Below are 21,924 nucleotides of genomic sequence, written 5' to 3'. Positions count from 1 at the left end.
TTGGTCGCAATTTTTAAGATACCATTTAAATGTAAAAACCTATGACGAATATAAAGGATAAGCCGGGGGGACGTCCGGCAAAGAAACGGATAGAGAAGCAGCAACGGGTAGTCAGCACGAAGCTGACCGAGTTGCAGTATTATGCCATCAGGAAGCGAGCCGGGGAAGCCGGGTTGCGTGTCAGTGAGTATGTCCGGCAGGCGGTTGTTTCGGCAGAGGTCATACCCCGGCTGAATAGGCAGGATGCGGACACCATCCGCAAGCTGGCAGGGGAAGCCAACAACATCAACCAACTGGCGCACCGAGCGAATGCCGGAGGTTTCGCACTGGTGGCGGTGGAACTGGTGAAACTCAAAAACAGGATTGTCGAAATTATAAATCAGTTGTCGGATGATTGGAAAAATAAAAAAGGGAAGCGGGTTTAAGGGCTGTGTGAACTATGTGCTTGGTAAGGAGCAGGCGGTTTTGCTTCATGCGGACGGGGTTCTGACTGAAAGCCGGGGCGATATAATCCGCAGCTTCTGTATGCAGACCGGGATGAATCCCGATTTGAAGAAGCCTGTCGGACATATTGCGTTAAGTTATTCGGCAGTGGATGCACCCAAATTGACAGACGAGAAGATGGTACAGCTTGCGCAGGAGTATATGCGTGAAATGAAAATCACCGATACGCAGTATATCATCGTGCGCCATCAAGACCGGGAACACCCACATGTGCATATCGTGTTCAACCGCATAGACAACAACGGCAAGACCATTTCGGACAGGAACGATATGTACCGTAACGAGCAGGTATGCAAGAAGCTGAAAACCAAACACGGGCTTTATTTTGCTGGTGGAAAAGAACAGGTAAAGCAGCACCGCTTGAAAGAGCCGGACAAGTCGAAATACGAGATTTACACGGCTGTAAAGAACGAAATCGGGAAGTTCAAGAACTGGCGGCAGTTACAGGAGCGGTTAGCGGAAAAGGGTATTACTGTCCGGTTCAAGTACAAGGGGCAGACGGGCGAGATACAGGGCGTTTCCTTTTCCAAAGGCGAATACACGTTCAAGGGTTCGGAGATAGACCGCAATTTTAGTTTCTCCAAACTGGATAAATGTTTCGGGGATGCAGGACTGAATACGGTCGGAAATCAACGGCAGACAGCTTTTACACCCGTTCGGGAGCCATTGCCGACACAGGGAAAGACTGACAGTCCGTTGATAACTGGCTCACTCGGTCTGTTCACCGCTTCATCACCCCCTGCGGATGAAGAACCAAACTTGAATTTAAGAAAGAAGAAGAAAAAGAAAAAACAACTTAATTTGTAAACACATGGAGAAAAATTTGATTTTAGAGGGGCTTCTCTCAATGGTTACTGAATTGAAAGAGAAGCAGGAAGCACAGGTAACGCCAGCCAGTCGGGAGGAAACTCTTGAAAGACTGAACGCAATCGAACAGGCATTGTCGGAATTGCACAGTAACCCGGCTGTTCCCGAAAAGGATTTGCAGGCTATCCGAAGCCAGCTTGACGAGATAAGGAATAGGATGCAAGGTCAGCAGAAACATATCGAGGACACCAAGAAAATAGTATTGGAAACCTACCGTTGTTTCAAGGTAATGCTTGATGCTTTGGGCTCTTGCAAGACGGATAAAGAGGAAGCTATACCCTTACCGCTCTATCAACGGATTTGCAGCAAGGTCGCTTCTTGGATTCGTCCGGGATTGTTCCTTTTTTCGGCAGTGCTGGTTATCTGTTCCGTTTCCATATTCTTGAATATCCGTTTGGCTGAACGTATGCAGCAGTTACAGGACAACGATATGAAATACCGCTATTTGCTGATGCAAGGACAGGCAGACGGGGAAACTTTTGATATACTGGAAAACAAGTTCAAATGGCAACGGGATAACGGCTTTATCCGAAGTCTGACCGATTCAGTGATGGATTTTGAATACCGCATCCAAAAGCAGGCGGAAGCACTGGAACGTGCAAGGCTGTTGAACGAGCAAGCCGAACAGCTAAAGAAAGAAGCTGATAAGCTGGGTAAGCCATAAACGGGGAAAGCCGGGATGGATGAAGCACATTCACCGTTCCGGCTTTTCAGATTCACTTCTTTTTCTTCGTACAGTGTTCTTTCTCGAACTGGCGTAGCGTGGTGACGCTGAACCTTTCCTTGATGAACTCCCGGACATCGGAAGCCTTGTAATACACTTTTCCGCTGATAGTGAAGTATGGCAACGCACCGATAGCCCGGTAGCGTTGCAGGGTTTTGATGCTTACTTTGAACAGCAGGCACAAGTCTTGATTATCCAATAGGTTATCATCTTCGGGCAGTACCCTGTCTGCATTGCGTAGTACCCGTACATCTTTGCAGAGTTCTTCCAGTTTGGCATACAGCTTCTGCATCCATCCACCAAATTCGTCATTGTCTATATACATAATTGCTTCATTTTTCAGATTATACATTTTGTTTGTCAATCGATTGATGAAGCAAAGTTCTAAAAACGGATACAAAGAAATTACAGGAGAACTAATGGAGTCCCCTATAAATAAATCATAAGTTGCTGATTATCTATATCCTTTCTTATCATGTTCATTTTTGATTAGGTTTGCCAGTCCATTAAGAAATTCGGTGAGTTTGCCCGGCTTCCGTTTTATCACGTCCTCATGTTTTTGGTGGCAGTCGCTTATCTTAATGTTAAACAACCATTCAAAACCTTTGGATAAGTCCACTAAATAGGCAGGTTTACCGTTCTGATAAACGATGTCTTTGGAGAGGAATAAGCCGCTTACCACTTCCATGATATTGATAAGGGTTGTTTTGTCGGCGAGGTAGAGAGGGGAAAGGGGCTGTTTATTGATGCGTTGCTGTAGTTGTTCCGGGTATTTGATGCGCCATTCAATAAGGCGTATTTCAGTGTTCAAAAGTCCTATCGCTTCATCAATTAAATGCAAATAGGGCATTTTTTTCTTGCTCAAACCGTACACGATACGATTTAAGACGGTGTAAACCAAAGGAAAAATAGCGAAGTAAAATACTGTAATCCTGTTCGTTGATACCAAAATCGGCTACATGCGTAGCCAATTCCTCAATAGCTTCTGTAAACTCCGATGCAGAAACTTTACGTTGTGAATATTCCGACAATAAGCGGAAAAATCGCTGTTCTAAAATTAGATTCATGTATGTATTCATATAAAAAATAAGCCTTAGCGAGACTTAGGAAAAGGCTTATTTCAATTCATAATATTGTAATCCGCAAGTTGTTGTTTTGGGGGAATTTAGAAAAATAGTTTATAGCAAAGTAATCCCAATAAAAATAGCACTAAAAGGCATATTGTAAGAAATATATATATCCTAAACATATATATTTGGTCTGATTGCTCCTTTTCTATGGTTTTTTTACGGATTTCTTCTATCTTTTCAATGGAAACATTGGATAAATCAGCATTTTTACCTTTGCCTACAAGATATTTGTGATGTTCTTTCATCCTGTCTCTATTCAACTTGCGAAGCTCACGGTTCTCTTTGTCCCGTTGTAGCATATCATTTATGCAACCTAATGTTCCCATTTTCCAGTTAACATTTAATTTCCAAACCTTGATATATCAATTTCTTTTTGTAGTTCCCTAAAGATACGTTCCAAATCATATCCATGCGGATTGGAAATTTGGAAACATCCGCTTTCTATGGGGCTATTAACCTGAGGAGCAGTTATCACCGTGTCATTGAAAACGAAAGCGATGTACTTTCCTACACTCTTTGTTGTGGCTTCTCTCCATATAGGCAATTTATCTTGGAGGAAGACACCGGTAATGACCGAGTGTCCAAAAGCATCAGTTTCCAAACGTAAAGAATCGAAATCCATAACAGTAAGGAAAGGTGTTTGTGAAAGGCTGTCTGTAGTCTGTGATGTTACGTAGTACCAGCCGTTTGTCCGGTGAAAGGATTTTGTCTGCATACAAGCTGTCATTAGTAGGCAGAAAAAGAGAATTGTTGAAATCTTCATATCCGCTATTTTTAGGTTAATACATCTTCTCCAACGTCCACACCATCTTATTGGGATTATAGGCTTCCATTACGAGATGTGTTCCTGTGTATTCCATCACTGTCCACGGACCTGCTATGTTGTCGAACGTGATGATTTTTCCATTTACTTGATAAGTAAAATCTGTGTTCCACATATATCCGTCTTCTTCGTTCGTCCTTGTATAAATGCCTTCTGATTCGTTAGTAAACTGAAGAATGGATTGTTTTGTGTAGTCTATCTCATCTTCGATATTGTACACGGTCATTTGCGCTTGCCAAGTAGTTTGCTTCAGGGCTTCGGGGGTGAAGACAGAAGTAGGGGCATCATCGTTACTACAATTTGTCAGACATAACATGGCGCAAATAATGAATGTGGAAAGCACCATACATAAAGTAATTTTCTTTTTCATCTTATCTCTATTTTAAGTGATTGACAATAATTATATATTTCTCTTCATAGGGATACTAACAATACCTTTATTAATCTCTTTTTTACCCACTTTTTTGAAGCCTAAAGATGTATAAAAAGTTTCTGCATAGGTTGAAGAATTAACTGTTATATAAGTAAAATTACAATTGCTCATCATATAGTCAAATAACGATTTTCCTATTCCTTGCCGATGATAGTGTGGCAAGACAAAGAAGAGGGATATATGTTGCCTTTCCCGATGTACACCGATTATTCCTATCAATAAATGATTGTCAAAAGCCCCATATATGTCAAGCGTATTCATCAACGATGTGTCATACACGAAACTTTTAAAGGTTTCAATCCCTTCTTCCGTAAAATCGTTAATGCCACACTCTATACATACTTGATAGGATAAGTTTATAGCATTTTTATATTCTTCTTTCATTAATTTCCGTATCATACTAATAGTTTTTAATCAATGTGTGCAAAGTAATGAAAGGTGGAGGAAAAAGGTCTTGACAATTATCAAGACCCCAATATAACAATTGTTAAAAGGTGAGTTATATCTCTAACTTGCGGCGTATGCGGCTAATGGTTTCCGGTGTAACCCCTAAGAATGAAGCGATGCTTTTCAAAGGAACTACTTCTTTCAAGTTAGGACAACGTTCCATCAAGTTCCTGTATCGTATTTCAGGCGTACAATATGAATCAAGTAATCGTTCATATACCATTTCAAATAGACTCTCTGCCACATGCCTTCCGAATCGTTGAGTTTTCATATCCGTTTCCCAATATTCAATAATGTCATGACGGGATATTTCATATACAGAACACTCTGTTATGGCTTGAATATTTACTAACGATAAGCCACTTCTCATTAAAGAAGAATAGTCACATACAAACTCGTTGGTGAAAGCGTATCCAACAATGTGTTCTTCACCCTCTCCATCAATATATGTATATTGGAATGTACCGTTTTCTACCCATTCGGCAAAACGTGATATTTCATTCTGACGAATAAAGAAATCTTTTTTGTGGTATATACGTTGCTTCCCTTTTTCATGAAATAAATCTTTTACGAGGGAATAGTCTAAATTGTCGAGGTATGAATTAAAATCTTTCATTGTCGTAAGCTATTTATTCAGTCCACGGCGTATGCGACTGATTGTTTCCGGTGTGACTTGCAAGAAAGAGGCAATCTCCTTTAACGTAATGTACTCTTGAATATCGGGGCATCTATTCAATAAGTCAAGATACAGTTCTGCCGTAGTCTTGCAGTACATATCTATTAATCTATGATACATTAATAAGTATGATTGTTCAATAAGAGTACATTTTACTTGCATGGTTTCTACATTTGTGGCAAAGAATTCCTCTACTTTTAAATAGGGTATATAACAAATCTTTGTATCGCAAACGGCTTCAATTGTTACTAATGACGGTTGATTAGGCTCTATAAGTGTGCATAAACTTCCTGTAAACTCTCCGGAGAAAGTATATCCTACTATATGTATATTCCCTTTTTCATCCACACGAGTATATCTCAATAAGCCGTGTTCGATATAAGCTCCCCGATGATTCACTTTGCCTTGAATAGTGAATTGTTCACCCTTTTTGAGTTCGATATAAGTACCATGTTCCAAAATGAACTGCTTTAGCTGTTCTAATTTCGAATGGTTGGCATATTGTGAGTTAAAATCTTCCATACTATAAACTAATTGCAATTAAAATATAGAATAACCTCGTGAGTTGTTCTCTTAAAAAGGGAAAATAGATTCCTGACTTTATCAAAACATCTTCTCTTTTTTTTAATCTACTTTATTGTGAGTTTAGTTTGTGCTTTTGTATATATATCCAAAACGTACCAAACTAACTTTTGTAGCCTGCAAAATATATGTGCTGGCGAAAGAAGAAACAATCTTTTTTCTTTTCGCCAATTTTAAAGTTTGTAACTCTCATAGTTTGAGGAAGAAATGAATACTTTTATTTCTTCTTCTGTTGGAAGTTCTATCCTATACTTTTGCACAAAAATATTTGGGTCTAACCCGGCAGTGGCATACTTAACCAAGGTATCTCCCTTTTCGGTGCAGAGCAAAATGCCGATAGGTGGGTTATCATCCGGCTGCATCACTTCCGCTTTAAAATAGTTCAGATACATATTTAGTTGCGAAGCGTACTCATGGCGGAACTTATCTATCTTCAATTCTACAATAACATGGCATTTCAAAATGCGGTGATAGAACACAAGGTCGGCAAAGAAATAATCCTCGTCTATCAAGATACGTTTTTGCCGGGCTTCAAAACAGAAGCCATGTCCCATTTCTAACAGGAAGTGTTGCAGGTTGTCAAGAATGGCTTGTTCCAAATCAGTTTCTGTCACCAATGCACGTTCATTCAACTCTAAGAACTCCAAAGTAACAGGGGTGTTGATAACATCTTTAGGTTGTAATAAGGTTGCTTGTTGCTGGACTAAAGCGGAGAGGGCTTCTTTGTTTTTGGATAGTCCGCTACGTTCGTAATATAAAGATGCGATTTGTCGCTCCAACTCCTTTACAGACCAGCAGCCACGAATGGTTTCCATTTCATAGAAAGCACGTTTTACCGGGTTCTCAATTCCCGATATAGTGTTTAAATGGGTGGAAGATAATCTATTGAATAATCTATCAGCCGGAATCATCCATGTTTCGGTTTGTGGGTATTCTGTTGATAGTTTCCAAACTCCATTTTCAGATTCGGCGGTCACCAACCGCCGAATTGGTTCAGTGAATTCGGCGGTCAATGACTGCCGAATTTGAATTTGTGATGCAATGTATTGTGTAACAGGTTCTTTTAGTTGTGGATAAACAAGGTACAACCGTCTAAATTCCCTGAATCTACGTTCATTCAGACCTTTTGTTTTCAGTCGTTGTTCCAGCTTCTTCAACAGTTGTTCACCGTAGGCGGCACGGTCTTCTCCGTTCTGCTCAAATTCTACAATATAGCAACCCATAAGCCAGTTACGGGAAGTAAGGGCAAGGTTTACAGCATGTGCGGCTTGTGCCTGCAACGTGTTCTGTATCGTGCTGATATGTTTTACTAATGCTTCAAAGTTCATAGTTACAAAGATAAGTCTTTTATGGTTAAAACTTTAGTTCGGGCAAGCTGTTTATTGCTTCCTCTTTCAATTTATCCACCGCACGGGTGTACTTCTCCGTATGCTTCAATCCGCTATGCCCTAAAAGGCTGGCTACGGTTTTGATATTTGCCCCATTGTTCAGAATGTTCACGGCAAACGAATGCCGGGCACAATGCCAGCTTATATGTTTGTCTATCCCGGCTCTCTTTACCCAACGCTTTACTGATTTACAGCAACTTTCGTAAGTAGGTAAATCGAATATCAAACAGTTTTTATCTGCCGGGGCTTCACCAATGATAGACAATAGACCATCATTCAGGGGAATAACCACACCACTACTGGCAGAATGTCCCTTTGTCTTGCTTTGTTCAAATTTCAATAACCGATTAGCGTAATCCACATTCTTATAGGTAAGGTCTTTTACATCACAGAAACGCAAACCACTGTATAAACAGAAGATAAAAGCCCGTCTGACATTCGGGTTCTCGTTGTCATAATGGCAAGCCGCCAACTTTTGTATTTCTTCGGGAGAAAGAACATCTTTTCGAAGCATTTGGCTATCCACTTTACAGGTAACACTTTTACATGGGTCTTTCAACATTACATCGTGGTCAATCGCATATCGAATAACTTTCTTGAAACGCTGGTAAATGCTTTTAGCACCTTCACCCACACTTCGGGATTGCAAATAGGCTACAAACTGCTCCATCATTTCTTTGGTGATAAGTTCCGGTTTGATACTAAACTCATTCATGGGGTATTGCTCTTTTAAGAAGTCCTTAAAACGGCTAAGCGCAATTTGTACCATGCGAATATCTTTCTTGGTATAACTGTTGATATAGGCTTGGAAATAGTCTAAGAAATTGACCGTTCTATCTTTTTTCAACCGATAGCCCAACATACTTTCTTTAAATTCCTGCTCACGCTCCGCACGTATCTTTGTGGCAAGCTCCAATGTTTCTTTGTTCTGCTGGCGTTCCGCAGGGGTACGGGGCTTATCTATCAGATACAGACTAAGGTTTTCTTTTCGCCTGTTATGCTTTACTGCAAACTTGGGCTTACCTTGCATCTTTCCACTATCATAGTACACTTGATTGCCGTTTTCATCTAATACGGGCTTTTCCTCTCTACCTAAATAATACTCTAAGTAAAGGCTGATTCTACCATCCGAGAGCTTATTTTGCTCTAACTTGGGGTTTTCTTTCGTTTTATTTTCTAACTTTGCCATTGTTTAGAGGTTTTATCCCGATTTAGGTACCATAACCGGGTGATTACGCTAAATAGTTGATTTTCTTTTGTTTTCCAATATTGCAAAGGTACAAAAGAAAATGATATTTCAAAGTGTACTAAAAGTGTACTGAATAACGGAAAATGGGCAAAATATGGCAAAAATAGAGAAAATAGGAAATATTCAAATAGTTGATAATAAGGAAGATAAATTCTTTTATTTTCCTATGATTTCTATGGCTTGTACCGGCTCTGGGTACGAAGAAACCCTGATAGTTATTTAATTATCAGGGTTTTTATTTTTATAAAGTGTACTGAATGCCAAACTTTGTGCCGATACACCTTTAGAAAATAGCTATATAACTAATAGTGTATAACCGATTTTATATAAATTGTATTCCACTTCTTAAAATGTTATATCTTGATTTTTATATCTTACTTTTAGCTTCAATTCTCTAGTCTTTTCGCCATCTAAAAATTAGTGAGGGAAAGCAGATTTGCTTTGCGTTTCTGTTCTTCCTCCACTATATAACCTCTTTTTTCAAAGAAAGGAAGGGCCGTTAAGCTTACTTCTGATGTAATCCTTGTAATTCCTGTTGTGATTGCATACCGTTCTATTTCATTAAGAAGTATCGTAGCAACACCGTTACCTTGAAAATTTTTATGCACAAACATAGAATGTAAATATCCTTGTTTGGTGATGGATGAAAAGCCAATAATCTGAGACTGTCGATTAGTTGCTACGATAAAATAATGTGTCCTAATCATTTCTTTTATGTGGGAGAGGTCGTTTCCACACGATGCCCAATCTTCTACTTCCGCTTTTGAATAATCACGCTTGTTTATATTAAGGACTGTATCTTGAAATAGCTCTTTGACCTCAGAGGCATCCGACGGTTTGGCTGTTCTTATTATAAAATCTTTATCCATATTTTATGAAATACTTTATCTATAATTGGGATCAAATATTTATATATTTTTTATCATTGGAATACTTGTTATTCCTTTGTTAAGCTCTTTCTCGCTTACTTTTTTAAAGCCTAACGACTTATAGAATAACTCTCCATAGGTTGAAGAATTAACACTTATCTTGGTAAAGTTACAATCATTCATCATATAGTAGAAAAGAGATTTTCCTATTCCTTGCCGATGATATTCCTGTTGGATAAAAAAGAGTGATATATGTTGTCTTTTTCTATTAATACCGACAACTCCTATCAATAGATTATTATCAAAAGCCCCATATAAATCAAGTTCATTCATTAATGATATATTATATATAAAACTTTTAAAGGTTTCAATACCCTCTTGGGTAAAATCGTTGATACCACTCTCCATACATACTTGATAAGATAAATCAGCGGCATTGCGATATTCGTCTTTTGTTAATTTGCGGATCATATTATGTTTTTATTATATGGAATTGGACATTTATTTCTTCAGTTTACGCCTTATGTGGCTGATTGTTTCGGGAGTGACTTGTAAGAACGAAGCTATCTCTTTCAAAGTGATATGTTCTTGAATATCGGGGCATCTGTTTAGCAAGTCAAGATATAGTTCTTCTGCATTCTTGCAATATGAGTCTAATAAACGGTGATAAATAACAGAATAAGACCGTTCGGCAAGAATACAGCGGATGTATAACGTTTCCATATTTGTGTTGAAAAACTGTTTTACAGCAGGATAAGTAATATCGTAAATCTCCGAATCACAGATGGCTTCTATCGTTACGGGAGATGGCTGGTCGGGATTTATCCATGTATCCAAGCTCCCGAGAAATTCATGAGGAAAGGCATATCCAATTATATGCTCATTGCCTTTGTCATCACTACGGGTATATCGGAACGCACCGCTTTTAATGTATGCGCCTTTGAGGTTTTTCTTTCCTTGTATGGAGAATATCTCTTTCTTTTTTATGATTTTAAATGCTCCATGTTTTAAAAGAAAATTTTTCAGTAAGTCCAATGAAGGATGTTGAGCATATTTTAAATTAAAATCTTCCATGTGCCTTAAGAATATATGTAGTGCATTTGCAAAAATAACTTTTTCATTTTATAACCGGTTGATTACACTAAATGATGGATTACCTTTTGTTCATCCATTTAAGAAAACCTCTTTTCTACTTTTCCATTGCGGCATAGCTGAAACATTTTTATATCTTCCATTCGTCCTGCTGAACTTTATCGTTATGAAAGATTTTCACTTTAGTTCCATTCCGCCAATCATAAACATCTAATAATAGAGATGATTTATTGTCTTTTGATACTGAATATGTTCTAACATAGAAAACAGATTTTTCATTGAGTAGATCATAAACGCACGTTTGTTTGATTATTGAGTCATTGTAAAGAATTCTCCGTAAACTCAAGTTGGATGTGTTTTTTGAAATATCTGTTAATCTGATTGCGTTTAATTTATCGCCTTGTTCTTGTATTACAAAATAGAAAAACTTACTTTTATCTTTTCTATCTTTGTAGATTATCGTGTCTTTAGAATAATAATATGTACCGGAACTCCATATGACAGGAGGAGCCTCTTCATTGGTCAGAGGAAGGTCGTCTGGCCGATTTAACCATTCAGGCTTGGTTGATGAAAGGCTGTAGCACCGATTAGAATCTAAATTCAAAGCAATAGTGCCGTTTCCATAATTATAAGAATAATTATATCGTCTTTGTCCTTTGAGAGGCATCGCAGGTAATATGATTAGTGCAGTTAATAAGAATATAATTCTTGTTGTTGCACTATTGTGGAAACTCAAAGCTAATGACTTTATAGCAGAGTAGATAAACGATAAATTCGAATTATTTTTCAATGTAATAATATTTGTATGTATATCTTTACTATGTGATACAAATATATAATTTTTCTATTAAATACTTCGTTATAGCGTAGCTTTTATTTTTATTGAAATCTAATCTATTGTTTTCTCAAAGGTGGTGTTAATCCGACCTTTTTTATCCATACTAAGTAGATAATATAAGAGAAACTCATCGTTAAACTAAGTTTTATCAATGGCGGGTAACTTATAATGATTTGATCTATGTTGAATTTAAATAACTACCTACTATTCTTCACGAACGGTAGGTAGCAGTTTCACTAATAAATGTGTGTTTCCCATATTATTAGATTTGTTCTTCTATCTCAAAATGCCGTAACTCAGTTACGGACTAGTACCTTCCTTACATGTTCCTTCCTGTCCTGTCCTGTTATTCTCACGATATAGACTCCCGGTTCCAGGTTCTCGTTCGGCACTGGCATCCCTTGCAGGTTGTACACCTTCAGATCGCTGTATTCTCCGTAGGCATGGACCGTCCCGTCCTTAGCGAATACCGGGAGGGCCTTCTCCAACACGTTTTCAGCTTTTAATCCGGTATCCCCGACATTCAGTGAGGCCGTTTTGTTCGCGTTCAACACGCAACAGTTGTCCGGGTATACCGTATCGAAATTGGACACAAATGCCACAATGTTCATGTTTTCCGGAAATGCCTTCGTCCTTGCTCCCGTGGTCGAGACATAGGATGCCGGGACGGTATAGTCGTACCTCCTGCTGTAAGTGCCGTCCGCGTTAAAGGTTATGACGTCTCCCATCGGGTCGGACAGCACGGCCCGGAGGATGTTGTTGTGTTCAAAGTTGTCCGGATCACCGACGCCGAGTTGGCGGGCAATGTACTTGTTTTCAAGGAGGAATACGGTCAGTCCCACATGCTCGCCTATCAAGTCGGTTATTTTGTTCCCCGAGACGATGACAACCAGTTTTCTGTCGGCCTTGTCATACGAGCAGTCTATGCCTACCGAGACCATCGAGGGCAATGCGAGTTCTTTGGTCAGCGTGGATTTCGACAGCAGCTTGGGATTGAATACCATTGATCCTGTCCCTTGTGTGTCGTAGTCGGGTAGGTATGTCCTGTCCATCGTCATTCCCGGGGCGAAAGTGCCTGCCGGTTTATAAAAGTAGCAATAGCCGTCACTCTCCGGTATCGAAAAGTCGTCGGGTTTAAATCCTGAGTGATGAAGTACCAATGCAACCCGGTCTTCCTTGTCGGCTATGGTTCTATGCAGGTTCGCCTGTGCGGCCGGGCAGTTGCCGCACGACTGCGAGGTGAACTCTTCAATCAGGGCAACCCGTTCGATGACATCCTCGGCTTTATAGGTGGATACGCTTGCCGTTACGGGGGATACGGATACGGGGTTTCCCTCTATTTCTTTTAGTGTGTATGTGTATTTTCCACTCATGGAAGACGTGACCGGCAATTCCAATTCCCCGGTGGAGTTTCCCCTCACCGTCCTTTTGAAGTAGCAGATGGTGTCGCCCAATTCCGTCCCGTTAAACTTTCTCCCCAGCTTTATCTTGGAGACATTGTCCTCTCCTTCGTTCGCATAAATAATGTTCATTTCCGTGGACTTGTTTGCCCCCTCTTGCAGGTAAGGCTTGGACGAATATGCTTTCACCATGCTACCGAGACACCCGAATTCACTCTCCGTACCGTCCACTTCCACCGACAGGCAGAGGTTTCCCAAGTCCGCTGATCCTGAAAAATCCTCCAGATAAGGATAGTATTCCGATGCCATGAATAAACCGTTCAATTTGGTGGTGTTCCCTAATTCGGTCGCAATTACAAATACACCGTTGCGCTGTGTACAGGTATACCCGATATAAAGTTCCTGCTCTTCCGGTACAACCAAAGGTGTTTCAAGTGTGATGTCGTTCCAGCCCAGTTCCAGTGCTTTGTTAATTTGCCAAATTGCCGTCCCGTCCGTTTTCCTGATAAAAACGGTCGCGTCCTCCGCGTCGGTCGCCACGCCCACTCTGAGCCGATGGATATTCCTGCCTTTCAGCAGTGTCATGAGACCTTCGGACATACGGATGGCAGCGGTTACTTTGACGTCGTCATCCGTTTGAATTCCAAGCCCGCTTTTTGCCGTGACCGCAGCGATGGAAGAGCAATAGCTGTAAAGTACTTTCCCGTCACCCTGATTCTTAACGGTCTTGGATATTTCTGGTTGTTGCCGCACCGGAGCTTCGGAAGCGGAACGCCACTGGGCGTTTACCGTTGAAGTGCCCCATAGCAATCCCGTTGCTAACAAGAGATATTTATATTTCATTGTGTATAGAATTTATTATTGAATATTGAAGGACGGTAAGACTATATCGGCTTTATGGGAAAGAGCCGATACAGTCTTACATTTGATAATGTTACATTATTTTTTTACCAATTTGAAAACACCTTCCCGGGTCTTGACGACGTATATTCCACTTTCCAAAGTTGAGACGCTGATGCTCGTTTCATCCGATTCAAGCACCTTCTTGCCGGAAACCGCGTATACTTTCGTGTTTCCTCCTGTGGTTATGATCTGCATGGATTGCGCATCATAATGGCTTTGCATGGAACTTATGGATTCAATTCCATCGGGTATTTTCTTGAAGGCGCCCTTGATGATAATAATATCTTTATCCGTATTCTCAACCGTATAAGTGGTTCCGTCAAGCTTATTAGCTTCATCATAACTAAGATAACAGAAATCCAACATGTATCCTGTTACCGGTTCTACAATTACTTCTACTGTAGTCCCTACCGGAATATAGACATCATCATAAATCTTACCTTCATGACGAAGCCTTATTCTTCCAATCGGATTATAATCTTCACCGTACGTAATATCACCGCCTACTTGTACTAATTTGGATGTTCTGACTGCAATTACGGCATCATCCTCTACTGTCATCGTATAACTTCTGGCATCTATTCCTTCATCTCCATCTGGAGTTCTTTCTACACCATTCATCGTACAAGATGTAATTTTAGTATTTTGTGTAATCATAAAAACTTGGATTTGGCTTTCTTTTTTTATTTCACATGGTTTCGATGGATCGAGTCTGGTCTTTTCAGAGCCATCTATATTAACAATAGTAAGTAGACTTCTTGCACCTTCATCCAAATCAAAAGTGACTTCTACATAGCCTTCTCTGATAGTTCTAAATATGGCTCCCACATTTATGTCGTCAGATCCTGAAACAACATATGTATCAGAGCATACTTTGTTATTGACAAGATAGTATTCAAAGAAATAGCTGGCTTCGGGTTCATTCTTGAATGATAATTTCTCATTGGTTATGATTTTGTCACCTTCTTGCAGTTCTTTTCCATCACGGAAAACAGAAATAGTACCGCCTTCGTCCGGCTGAATGATGTGCAGCGTTAAAGACGCAGCGGTCTTGATATCAAATTGCATGTCTCCGGTTATGGTAACAAGATACTTGTTATCAGAAGCGGTAAGAGTCTTGCCATCGGCCATTGCCGATTTTATGATGAAGTTCCCAGCTGAGGGTTCAATGGTTATTTCCGTGCCGATAGGAAGTTCCACGGCTTCACTGATATCCAATATATCGGTTCCTGACAATACTTTAATGCGTTCCGAGGCGTCTACCTTAAATGTCAAAACCGGAAGGACCTCTTTGGTTTTCACTTCAATGGTTAGGTTTGTGGTGACAGCCGTCATGTAGTTGCCGTTTCCTAACGGAGTCAATGTAACTCCATTTACTGTTACGGATGCGATGCGAACCTCATCGTTTGCCGGTTCAATAACAAGTTGCGTGTTCTTTTCCATTTCATAGGCCTTCATCACGTCCAGCATCTCCTCACTGTCCATTTTGTGTACTTTTACATTTTCCGGGTTATCCACAATGAACTTGACGGACGGAGTCGTTGACGAGGTTTCAATCGTTACTATTGTGTTGGCTTCTACGCCTACGTAATATGTTTTGCTTCCGATGGCGGGTGCTTTGTCTGTCCCATCAACCTTGAAGGATGTAATTGAATAGTTTTCGTTGGAAGCTTGAAATTCTAAGACTGTTCCTTTGGGCATGGACAGTTTTAAGGAAGAAATATCAATGGCTTTGTGAGTACTCTGATTTACTACGCTAATTCTTTCCGGAAAGTCAATTTCAAATGTGACAACTGGTTTTGCAGGTTCGGTGGTGACATAGATTGTCATCTCTTGATCAACGCGGATGGTATATACTCCATTTACGGATGGAAGTTCCGGCCGTTGGGTTGTAGCTACATTCTTAATTTCAAAACCTGTCGTTGGGGCAATGGTCAATTCCGTCCCTTTTGCAAATTCCTTGGGTGAGCTTATGTCCTCAATGACCATATCATCCGCTTTTACAATAATTTGGCTGGGATCGGTTACTGAAAATGTCACCATTGGATTGGCTGCATGTGTTTTTGTGGTAAGTACAATATTCAAACCTTCAGTTATTGCAACCCGGATTGAGCCATCCCCACCAGGAGTTACTTTATCACCATTTATAAAACACGATACAATTTCTGCATTTTCCGCTGCCTTTATTTGCAAGGGGTTCTCGCTGCTGTTGTTTAACTCTAAGTTATTTACACCATTCGTTAAGGTTATTTGCGTTCCACGTCCGGCTCTTGTTGCAGCACTCACATTGCTGGCATTATCCACTTCAATCGTTACATTGCAGAGAGCCTCTGTGGAAAATATCTTTTCAATTTTTGCTGAAGCCGAAAATATATTGGCGACCAGCAAAAGAACTATAAGGAAATAATTCTTTTTCATAATGATTCTAATTTTGATGATTATCTAATAGTGATTTTCTGGGTATATACAGAATCGGTATTGGCTATTTTGACAATATAAATGCCCGGATGCCAGCCTGTCGTAGTCGTTTCAGCATTGGCTTTATTCAATGTGGCGACACATATACCTGTTGTATCATAAACATAGGCGGTATTGAAGTCTCCTTCAATGGCAAGACGGTCACCATCCAGACTGACTTTAGTATTTCCTCCGGCATTCACGGTTTCGATTCCGTCTGGTATGCCTTCTGCAATCATGACATTATTGATTTGGAACAGTTGGCTTGTATTATCTCCATACATGGTCACCAAATTAATCCCGACACAATGGATGCCTTCGGTTCTAGGTAACTGGAATTGATAGGTATAAAACGCCCCTTCAGCTTCTTCCGTGAACAAGCCGGATACTATCCTCTGATTTTGAGCTTCAACAGTGTTCAAGTCTCCAAAAGTAATGTTCAACTCATCCACCCCTGCAGAACGTACATCAAAACTTAGATAGTAATCTTTATTTGCTTCAAAATTAATAGGAGGACTAATCAACCATTCATCGGCATCCAGTTGACTGTCTAACGGGTTTAATACATATTCGGCTGCAATGACATAATCATTAAATAAGATCGTGCCTAAACCTGAATTTACACGCCAACTATTTCCATCATGATTACCATTTACAAAAGTCCATTGATTTCTAGCAATCGTTTCATCGTTAAAACTACAATCATAAGGAACTTCTACCGCTTTACCGGCAATAATAATCTCATTTCTTTTATATTCGTTATTAGAACCTGCTTTATTGAAGCCGGTGATACCGTAATAATAAGCTCCCAAACGTTTAATAGTATTATCTTCATAAGAAGTTCCCCCATATTCCTCTTCCAAAACCGTATTATCCGGATAGCGTACAATTCTGTATCTGACATTCGATTTGTCATAATATCCCCCATGAGCGCCTTTGTCCGGAATATTCCATGTCAGTTTAATATTCTTACATTCATTTCCCACGCTTGCCATCAAGTCTGTTATAGTGGCCGGGACATCATCTCCTACGTATACAAATACTTCAGCAAGAGCGCCTTCCCCTTTTTCATTGATTGCTTTTACCGTATAGGTATGTTCTCCCAGTTTTACCGATTTGTCAGTCCATGACATCTCCGCCCCGGCTTCACTCATGGAACTGCTTATAACTTCTCCATCCCTTTCTAATATAACATTCATATTTCCGGATAAATCGTCTCCGCCATGTGTTTTGACGGGGTTTTTCCATGTAATCGTTGCTTCAAGGGCACCTTTTTCTGCCGGAACTGCCTTCAATTCGGTTGCCTGTCCCGGTGCATCAAATCCCGCTAATACAAAAGGAATATACAGCCCCTGTGCTTGTGTGCCTGCTCCACCATCACCTAAGTGTCCGAGAGATTTAATCGTTTTTTTATTAACATCGATTTTATACAACTCGTTAGAAACACCAGCTCGACCAATCATTGTAGCCCAATAAAGACAATCATCAGTATGGTCGAATTCCATGGATTGCATATAGCCCAAATGAACTTTTGTATCCATGACGCGTGTCAGATTGCCTGTTTCTTTGTTGATTTTAAAAAGTATACCTTTCATGTTAAGTCCATATAAGCGACCATCATAAGTAGCAGCTAGTGTAGCTATAGTTTGTTTTTCCGCATTTGTTTGGAGAAGAGGACCTTTAGTTAGGGTTCCTGTTTGTAAATCGATGGAGTAAAGAAATGTATCTCCCAGCTCAAAACCTACCGCATACATTGTATTTGTCGAATAATCAAAAGTCATGTCAGAAAGCTTCACAGCATTATCTTCCATAACTTTTATTTCTTTTGAATTGTCTGAAACAAGGCTTACTTTAGCAAATGAAATATTTTCTACTTTACCTACACCATCAGAATTATAATGATACATTTGGACATAATATTCTCCATAGGCTGCCGCTCCGGAGAATATAGCATATCCATTTTTCCATTGAGAGAGTAATTCCAAATTTTGTGGAGTATCGGTCTTAAATTTTGTTATTCCGCACCCTCCAAGAGTTAAGTCTCCAACAAAACCATAAACTGTTCGATTTTCTACATCACTTACAGTTTTTTCCTCCGATACAGAATTAGGAGACTGAGCATTAACACTAGTTGCATAGGCAAACCAGCAAAATAGCATAAAAGCTAATTGGTAATACTTTTTCATAACATCAGTTTTTAATAATAAAAAATGTTTATAATAACGATATGATATTTTAATTTAATATTACATTTATAACTTTATCAGCTATTTGTGTATTTGCAAACATTGAAACAAAGGTTTATCTTTTTATTCTAGATTTCATTTTGGTTGAAAATATGCTCAGCAATAAATTATATTAAAGAATTTGCAGATATAAATTTATTTCGAGGCAAAAATATTAATTTGATTTTTGATTTTACTGAATATATATTAAGAAATCAAAATATAATAAATTTAAAGTGTAAGTGTCTACATTATTTATAAATATCTATATTATGTATAAGTCGCAATTAATAATTTTTTTTTCTATCATTTTATATTTATGTAAACCGTTTGGGTTGTGCTTTCGTGGACTATTGTAAAGTGCCGTTTTTCAAGAAAGAAATGAAGTGTGAGTGGACACTCGGATATGTTCGACCTTGTTTGTAGACTTTTTAAAAGACGTGTACAAAACTATGTCTTTTATTTATAAGTGCGGTGGTTTGGTAGACATAAAACAAATATAGTATGGATGATAAATTGTGGTATCTGATAGAATAGGGGGAAGATAAATAAGTCTCAAATAAATTATTTCCAACTGCAGTTTGTGTTACCAGTTGTTGGAATCGGTAAGAAACGGTGAGAATATTCGTCTAAAGTTAAAGTTAGGTGTGTATTGTATATAAGGGTGTAGTATATGGAAAAAATCAGTTTGTGATCCTTTTCTCTTCATTATATCCTATTTTTAATTGTTGTTGATAATGTAAACCTATATTAGGATATGACAATCTTTAAAAAGGCTATTCCATATTTTGATTTATTAGGTATTGCTATTCAAAATGACAGTCTATAGGATGTAGTTGATAAAATCCCTATTACCTATATATCAGGAATTAAAGTTGAATAACTAAAACATCCCTATGTTCTATACAAAAACATCCGGGTGTTCTATATTAAAACATCCCCATGTTTTATATAATAACATCCGGATGTTTTTCTTTTATAAAAGGTATATTTAATTTATAAAGTGTGCTTGTTCAATCCCTTTATGTACCCTTTTGGGGTTGTTGAACTACTGCTTTTCAATGCAATGTTCTTTATTGATACATTATAACTTTACCTTCGATTACATTTTTTTGCAAAGTGTAATGTAGATTACATCCTGATTCCTTTTTTTTCCTCAACTTTGCTCCCGTAATACATTTATCTGTGTCTTATGAAAGTAAAAGAGATTATCAATAGGTGGCTTCCTTCCAGACGATGGAAGAGGATTGCCATTACTTTGTCAGGGCTGATTGTGGGCGGAGGGCTGTTCTTCTTGTATATGCTCCGGGCACATACTTATCTGGGCGACGATCCGGCTGCCTGTGTCAACTGTCATATTATGGGACCTTACTACGCCACATGGATGCACAGCTCCCACGGACGGGATGCCACTTGCAACGATTGTCATGTACCCCACGAAAATGCGGTGAAGAAATGGGTGTTCAAAGGGATGGACGGTATGCGGCATGTAGCGGTATTCCTCACCAAAGGCGAACATCAGGTGATACAGGCAAACGATGAAAGTGCGGAAGTGATTATGAACAACTGCATCCGTTGCCATACGCAGCTTAACACGGAATTTGTCTCTACCGGGCGTATCGATTACATGAGGGCTCAGGTGGGCGAAGGCAAAGCTTGTTGGGATTGTCACCGCGAGGTAGCTCATGGGCAGAACAGTCTCTCCACCACTCCCGATGCATTAGTCCCTTATCCGGAGTCACCGACCCCGGAATGGCTTCGTAAAATGATTAATAAATAAATTCATAAAATAGCTGTCAATCATTAGGTTGGCACATTAGCACATTATCGATTATGGAAAAGAAAATAAAGTCGTGGCAAGGATGGCTGTTGTTCGGTGTGACAATGGTGGTCGTATTTGTTTTAGGACTGGTGGTTTCTTCATTGATGGAACGCCGGGCGGAGGTAGTCAGCGTTTTCAACAATAAACGGGTAGACATCAAAGGCATCGAAGCACACAATGAAGTGTTCGGCGAAAACTATCCCCGTCAGTATGACACGTGGAAGCAGACTGCACAAACTGATTTTGAAAGTGAGTTTAACGGCAGCGAAGCGGTGGATGTATTGGAGAAACGTCCCGAAATGGTGGTTCTCTGGGCAGGATATGCTTTCTCGAAAGATTATACTACCCCGCGCGGGCATATGCACGCCATAGAGGATATCACGCGCAGTTTGCGCACCGGGGCTCCGATGGATGCGCACAGCGGGCCGCAACCTTCCACTTGCTGGACTTGTAAGAGTCCCGATGTACCTCGCATGATGCAGGCTGTCGGTGTCGATTCTTTTTATAATAATAAATGGGGAGCTATCGGTGATCAAATCGTGAACCCGATCGGCTGTGCCGATTGCCATGAACCGGAGAACATGAAACTGCAAATCAGTCGCCCGGCATTGCGTGAAGCATTTGCCCGTCAGGGAAAGGACATCGACAAGGCTACTCCGCAGGAGATGCGTTCGTTGGTTTGTGCCCAATGCCACGTGGAATATTATTTCAAGGGAGATGGCAAGTATCTGACCTTCCCGTGGGACAAAGGTTTCACGGTGGAAGACATGGAGGCTTATTATGACGAAGCGGATTTTGCCGACTATACACATGCGTTGAGCAAGGCTCGCATCCTGAAAGCACAGCATCCTGATTATGAGATTTCACAAATGGGTATACACGCCCAGCGGGGTGTGTCCTGTGCCGATTGCCACATGCCGTATAAGAGCGAAGGAGGAATGAAGTTCAGCGACCACCACATTCAAAGCCCGTTGGCTATGATCGACCGCACTTGCCAGACTTGCCATCGCGAGAGCGAAGAGACACTTCGTAACAACGTCTACGACCGTCAGCGCAAAGCGAATGAAATCCGTAACCGTCTGGAACAGGAATTGGCGAAGGCGCATATCGAAGCTAAATATGCATGGGAGCAGGGAGCTACGGAAGCTCAGATGCAGGAAGCGTTGAAGCTGATCCGTCAGGCGCAATGGAGATGGGACTTCGGTGTGGCTTCACACGGTGGTGCTTTCCATGCTCCGCAGGAGATACAGCGCATTCTGGGACACGGGCTTGATAAAGCTTTGCAAGCTCGCTTGTCGATATCTAAAGTATTGGCAAATAACGGATTTACAGGTGAAGTGCCGATGCCGGACATCTCGACCAAGGCGAAAGCACAGGAATACATCGGTCTGGATATGCAGAAAGAGCATGAGAACAAGGACAAGTTCCTGAAAGAGAGAGTGCCGCAATGGCTGGAGACTGCGAAGGCCAACGGACGTTTAGCGAATTTATAATT

General features: G+C 40.1%; 24 protein-coding genes. 6 read left to right on the top strand and 18 right to left on the bottom strand.

Annotated elements, in window-relative coordinates; genetic code table 11:
* Positions 1–41 precede the first annotated feature (41 nt).
* The 3 genes from H8744_RS03625 to H8744_RS03615 are packed head-to-tail and all read left to right on the top strand — an operon-like array spanning position 42 to position 2,035.
* Entirely contained in the window at positions 42–425 is a 384-nt protein-coding gene (locus H8744_RS03625) for a MobC family plasmid mobilization relaxosome protein (protein ID WP_004310825.1), read from the top strand.
* On the top strand, positions 391–1,311 hold the full coding sequence (locus tag H8744_RS03620) for a relaxase/mobilization nuclease domain-containing protein (RefSeq protein ID WP_008642636.1): 921 nt from the start codon (positions 391–393) through the stop codon (positions 1,309–1,311). The genes H8744_RS03625 and H8744_RS03620 overlap by 35 nt, the downstream gene beginning before the upstream one ends.
* A gap of 4 nt (positions 1,312–1,315) precedes the next feature.
* Entirely contained in the window at positions 1,316–2,035 is a 720-nt protein-coding gene (locus tag H8744_RS03615) for a hypothetical protein (RefSeq protein WP_262433545.1), read from the top strand.
* A 52-nt stretch (positions 2,036–2,087) separates the two neighbouring features.
* Here H8744_RS03615 and H8744_RS03610 read toward each other — a convergent pair whose 3' ends face one another.
* The 11 genes from H8744_RS03610 to H8744_RS03565 form a co-directional block, all read right to left on the bottom strand.
* Positions 2,088–2,420 (bottom strand): helix-turn-helix domain-containing protein, encoded by a 333-nt coding sequence (locus H8744_RS03610; RefSeq protein WP_004323655.1) that lies wholly within the window; start codon positions 2,418–2,420, stop codon positions 2,088–2,090.
* 129 nt (positions 2,421–2,549) lie between these two features.
* Entirely contained in the window at positions 2,550–2,969 is a 420-nt protein-coding gene (locus tag H8744_RS03605; RefSeq protein ID WP_004323654.1) for a hypothetical protein, read from the bottom strand.
* On the bottom strand, positions 2,923–3,162 hold the full coding sequence (locus H8744_RS03600; RefSeq protein ID WP_080720260.1) for a hypothetical protein: 240 nt from the start codon (positions 3,160–3,162) through the stop codon (positions 2,923–2,925). The genes H8744_RS03605 and H8744_RS03600 overlap by 47 nt, the downstream gene beginning before the upstream one ends.
* 98 nt (positions 3,163–3,260) lie before the next feature.
* On the bottom strand, positions 3,261–3,551 hold the full coding sequence (locus tag H8744_RS18815; protein ID WP_004323652.1) for a hypothetical protein: 291 nt from the start codon (positions 3,549–3,551) through the stop codon (positions 3,261–3,263).
* A gap of 14 nt (positions 3,552–3,565) precedes the next feature.
* Complete coding sequence (locus H8744_RS03595) at positions 3,566–3,988, bottom strand: SecDF P1 head subdomain-containing protein (protein ID WP_005944333.1); 423 nt, start codon at positions 3,986–3,988, stop codon at positions 3,566–3,568.
* Between the two features lie 16 nt (positions 3,989–4,004).
* A complete protein-coding gene (locus H8744_RS03590; protein ID WP_005944336.1) occupies positions 4,005–4,418 on the bottom strand; it encodes a hypothetical protein in 414 nt (137 codons plus the stop codon).
* Between the two features lie 30 nt (positions 4,419–4,448).
* Entirely contained in the window at positions 4,449–4,880 is a 432-nt protein-coding gene (locus tag H8744_RS03585; protein ID WP_005944338.1) for a GNAT family N-acetyltransferase, read from the bottom strand.
* A 100-nt stretch (positions 4,881–4,980) separates the two neighbouring features.
* Positions 4,981–5,544, bottom strand: coding sequence for a Crp/Fnr family transcriptional regulator (locus H8744_RS03580; RefSeq protein ID WP_005944341.1), 564 nt, complete (start codon positions 5,542–5,544; stop codon positions 4,981–4,983).
* 9 nt (positions 5,545–5,553) lie between these two features.
* On the bottom strand, positions 5,554–6,126 hold the full coding sequence (locus tag H8744_RS03575; RefSeq protein ID WP_005944344.1) for a Crp/Fnr family transcriptional regulator: 573 nt from the start codon (positions 6,124–6,126) through the stop codon (positions 5,554–5,556).
* Between the two features lie 233 nt (positions 6,127–6,359).
* Positions 6,360–7,514, bottom strand: a complete 1,155-nt coding sequence (locus tag H8744_RS03570) for a PDDEXK nuclease domain-containing protein (RefSeq protein WP_005944347.1) — start codon at positions 7,512–7,514, stop codon at positions 6,360–6,362.
* Between the two features lie 25 nt (positions 7,515–7,539).
* Entirely contained in the window at positions 7,540–8,763 is a 1,224-nt protein-coding gene (locus H8744_RS03565) for a site-specific integrase (protein WP_005944350.1), read from the bottom strand.
* 154 nt (positions 8,764–8,917) lie between these two features.
* Here H8744_RS03565 and H8744_RS03560 point away from each other — a divergent pair, with 154 nt between their 5' ends.
* Positions 8,918–9,046 carry a hypothetical protein gene (locus H8744_RS03560; protein WP_262433543.1) on the top strand — a complete coding sequence of 43 codons (129 nt, stop codon included), beginning with the start codon at positions 8,918–8,920 and terminating at the stop codon, positions 9,044–9,046.
* A gap of 187 nt (positions 9,047–9,233) precedes the next feature.
* On the opposite strand, the gene H8744_RS03555 is transcribed toward H8744_RS03560, so the two are convergent.
* From H8744_RS03555 to H8744_RS03525, 7 genes are all read right to left on the bottom strand, one after another.
* On the bottom strand, positions 9,234–9,692 hold the full coding sequence (locus H8744_RS03555) for a GNAT family N-acetyltransferase (protein ID WP_262433542.1): 459 nt from the start codon (positions 9,690–9,692) through the stop codon (positions 9,234–9,236).
* Positions 9,693–9,731: 39 nt separating this feature from the next.
* Positions 9,732–10,163, bottom strand: coding sequence for a GNAT family N-acetyltransferase (locus tag H8744_RS03550; protein WP_262433541.1), 432 nt, complete (start codon positions 10,161–10,163; stop codon positions 9,732–9,734).
* Positions 10,164–10,193: 30 nt separating this feature from the next.
* Positions 10,194–10,766, bottom strand: coding sequence for a Crp/Fnr family transcriptional regulator (locus tag H8744_RS03545; protein WP_262433540.1), 573 nt, complete (start codon positions 10,764–10,766; stop codon positions 10,194–10,196).
* 148 nt (positions 10,767–10,914) lie between these two features.
* Complete coding sequence (locus tag H8744_RS03540) at positions 10,915–11,574, bottom strand: hypothetical protein (protein ID WP_262433539.1); 660 nt, start codon at positions 11,572–11,574, stop codon at positions 10,915–10,917.
* Between the two features lie 344 nt (positions 11,575–11,918).
* A complete protein-coding gene (locus H8744_RS03535) occupies positions 11,919–13,865 on the bottom strand; it encodes an Omp28-related outer membrane protein (protein ID WP_262433538.1) in 1,947 nt (648 codons plus the stop codon).
* Between the two features lie 96 nt (positions 13,866–13,961).
* Entirely contained in the window at positions 13,962–16,343 is a 2,382-nt protein-coding gene (locus H8744_RS03530; RefSeq protein WP_262433537.1) for a hypothetical protein, read from the bottom strand.
* 20 nt (positions 16,344–16,363) lie between these two features.
* The gene (locus H8744_RS03525; protein ID WP_262433536.1) at positions 16,364–18,568 is read right to left on the bottom strand and encodes a T9SS-dependent choice-of-anchor J family protein; all 2,205 of its coding nucleotides are present in this window, start codon (positions 18,566–18,568) and stop codon (positions 16,364–16,366) included.
* 1,231 nt (positions 18,569–19,799) lie between these two features.
* Between H8744_RS03525 and nrfH the strand changes: the two genes are divergently transcribed.
* Positions 19,800–20,387, top strand: coding sequence for a cytochrome c nitrite reductase small subunit (gene nrfH / locus H8744_RS03520; RefSeq protein ID WP_262433535.1), 588 nt, complete (start codon positions 19,800–19,802; stop codon positions 20,385–20,387).
* Positions 20,388–20,440: 53 nt separating this feature from the next.
* Positions 20,441–21,922 (top strand): ammonia-forming cytochrome c nitrite reductase, encoded by a 1,482-nt coding sequence (gene nrfA / locus H8744_RS03515; RefSeq protein ID WP_262433534.1) that lies wholly within the window; start codon positions 20,441–20,443, stop codon positions 21,920–21,922.
* Positions 21,923–21,924 lie beyond the last annotated feature (2 nt).

It is taken from the genome of Jilunia laotingensis (assembly GCF_014385165.1).
GTDB lineage: Bacteria > Bacteroidota > Bacteroidia > Bacteroidales > Bacteroidaceae > Bacteroides > Bacteroides laotingensis.
The sequence above is the reverse complement of the archived record's forward strand: the minus strand, read 5'-3'. Positions and strand labels throughout refer to the sequence as shown.

Coding starts and splice junctions, on each gene's coding strand:
- H8744_RS03625 (WP_004310825.1), top strand. CDS start 42: ATGACGAATATAAAGGATAAGCCGGGGGGACGTCCGGCAAAGAAACGG.
- H8744_RS03620 (WP_008642636.1), top strand. CDS start 391: ATGATTGGAAAAATAAAAAAGGGAAGCGGGTTTAAGGGCTGTGTGAAC.
- H8744_RS03615 (WP_262433545.1), top strand. CDS start 1,316: ATGGAGAAAAATTTGATTTTAGAGGGGCTTCTCTCAATGGTTACTGAA.
- H8744_RS03610 (WP_004323655.1), bottom strand. CDS start 2,420: ATGTATATAGACAATGACGAATTTGGTGGATGGATGCAGAAGCTGTAT.
- H8744_RS03600 (WP_080720260.1), bottom strand. CDS start 3,162: ATGAATCTAATTTTAGAACAGCGATTTTTCCGCTTATTGTCGGAATAT.
- H8744_RS18815 (WP_004323652.1), bottom strand. CDS start 3,551: ATGGGAACATTAGGTTGCATAAATGATATGCTACAACGGGACAAAGAG.
- H8744_RS03595 (WP_005944333.1), bottom strand. CDS start 3,988: ATGAAGATTTCAACAATTCTCTTTTTCTGCCTACTAATGACAGCTTGT.
- H8744_RS03590 (WP_005944336.1), bottom strand. CDS start 4,418: ATGAAAAAGAAAATTACTTTATGTATGGTGCTTTCCACATTCATTATT.
- H8744_RS03585 (WP_005944338.1), bottom strand. CDS start 4,880: ATGATACGGAAATTAATGAAAGAAGAATATAAAAATGCTATAAACTTA.
- H8744_RS03580 (WP_005944341.1), bottom strand. CDS start 5,544: ATGAAAGATTTTAATTCATACCTCGACAATTTAGACTATTCCCTCGTA.
- H8744_RS03575 (WP_005944344.1), bottom strand. CDS start 6,126: ATGGAAGATTTTAACTCACAATATGCCAACCATTCGAAATTAGAACAG.
- H8744_RS03570 (WP_005944347.1), bottom strand. CDS start 7,514: ATGAACTTTGAAGCATTAGTAAAACATATCAGCACGATACAGAACACG.
- H8744_RS03565 (WP_005944350.1), bottom strand. CDS start 8,763: ATGGCAAAGTTAGAAAATAAAACGAAAGAAAACCCCAAGTTAGAGCAA.
- H8744_RS03560 (WP_262433543.1), top strand. CDS start 8,918: ATGGCAAAAATAGAGAAAATAGGAAATATTCAAATAGTTGATAATAAG.
- H8744_RS03555 (WP_262433542.1), bottom strand. CDS start 9,692: ATGGATAAAGATTTTATAATAAGAACAGCCAAACCGTCGGATGCCTCT.
- H8744_RS03550 (WP_262433541.1), bottom strand. CDS start 10,163: ATGATCCGCAAATTAACAAAAGACGAATATCGCAATGCCGCTGATTTA.
- H8744_RS03545 (WP_262433540.1), bottom strand. CDS start 10,766: ATGGAAGATTTTAATTTAAAATATGCTCAACATCCTTCATTGGACTTA.
- H8744_RS03535 (WP_262433538.1), bottom strand. CDS start 13,865: ATGAAATATAAATATCTCTTGTTAGCAACGGGATTGCTATGGGGCACT.
- H8744_RS03530 (WP_262433537.1), bottom strand. CDS start 16,343: ATGAAAAAGAATTATTTCCTTATAGTTCTTTTGCTGGTCGCCAATATA.
- H8744_RS03525 (WP_262433536.1), bottom strand. CDS start 18,568: ATGAAAAAGTATTACCAATTAGCTTTTATGCTATTTTGCTGGTTTGCC.
- nrfH (WP_262433535.1), top strand. CDS start 19,800: ATGAAAGTAAAAGAGATTATCAATAGGTGGCTTCCTTCCAGACGATGG.
- nrfA (WP_262433534.1), top strand. CDS start 20,441: ATGGAAAAGAAAATAAAGTCGTGGCAAGGATGGCTGTTGTTCGGTGTG.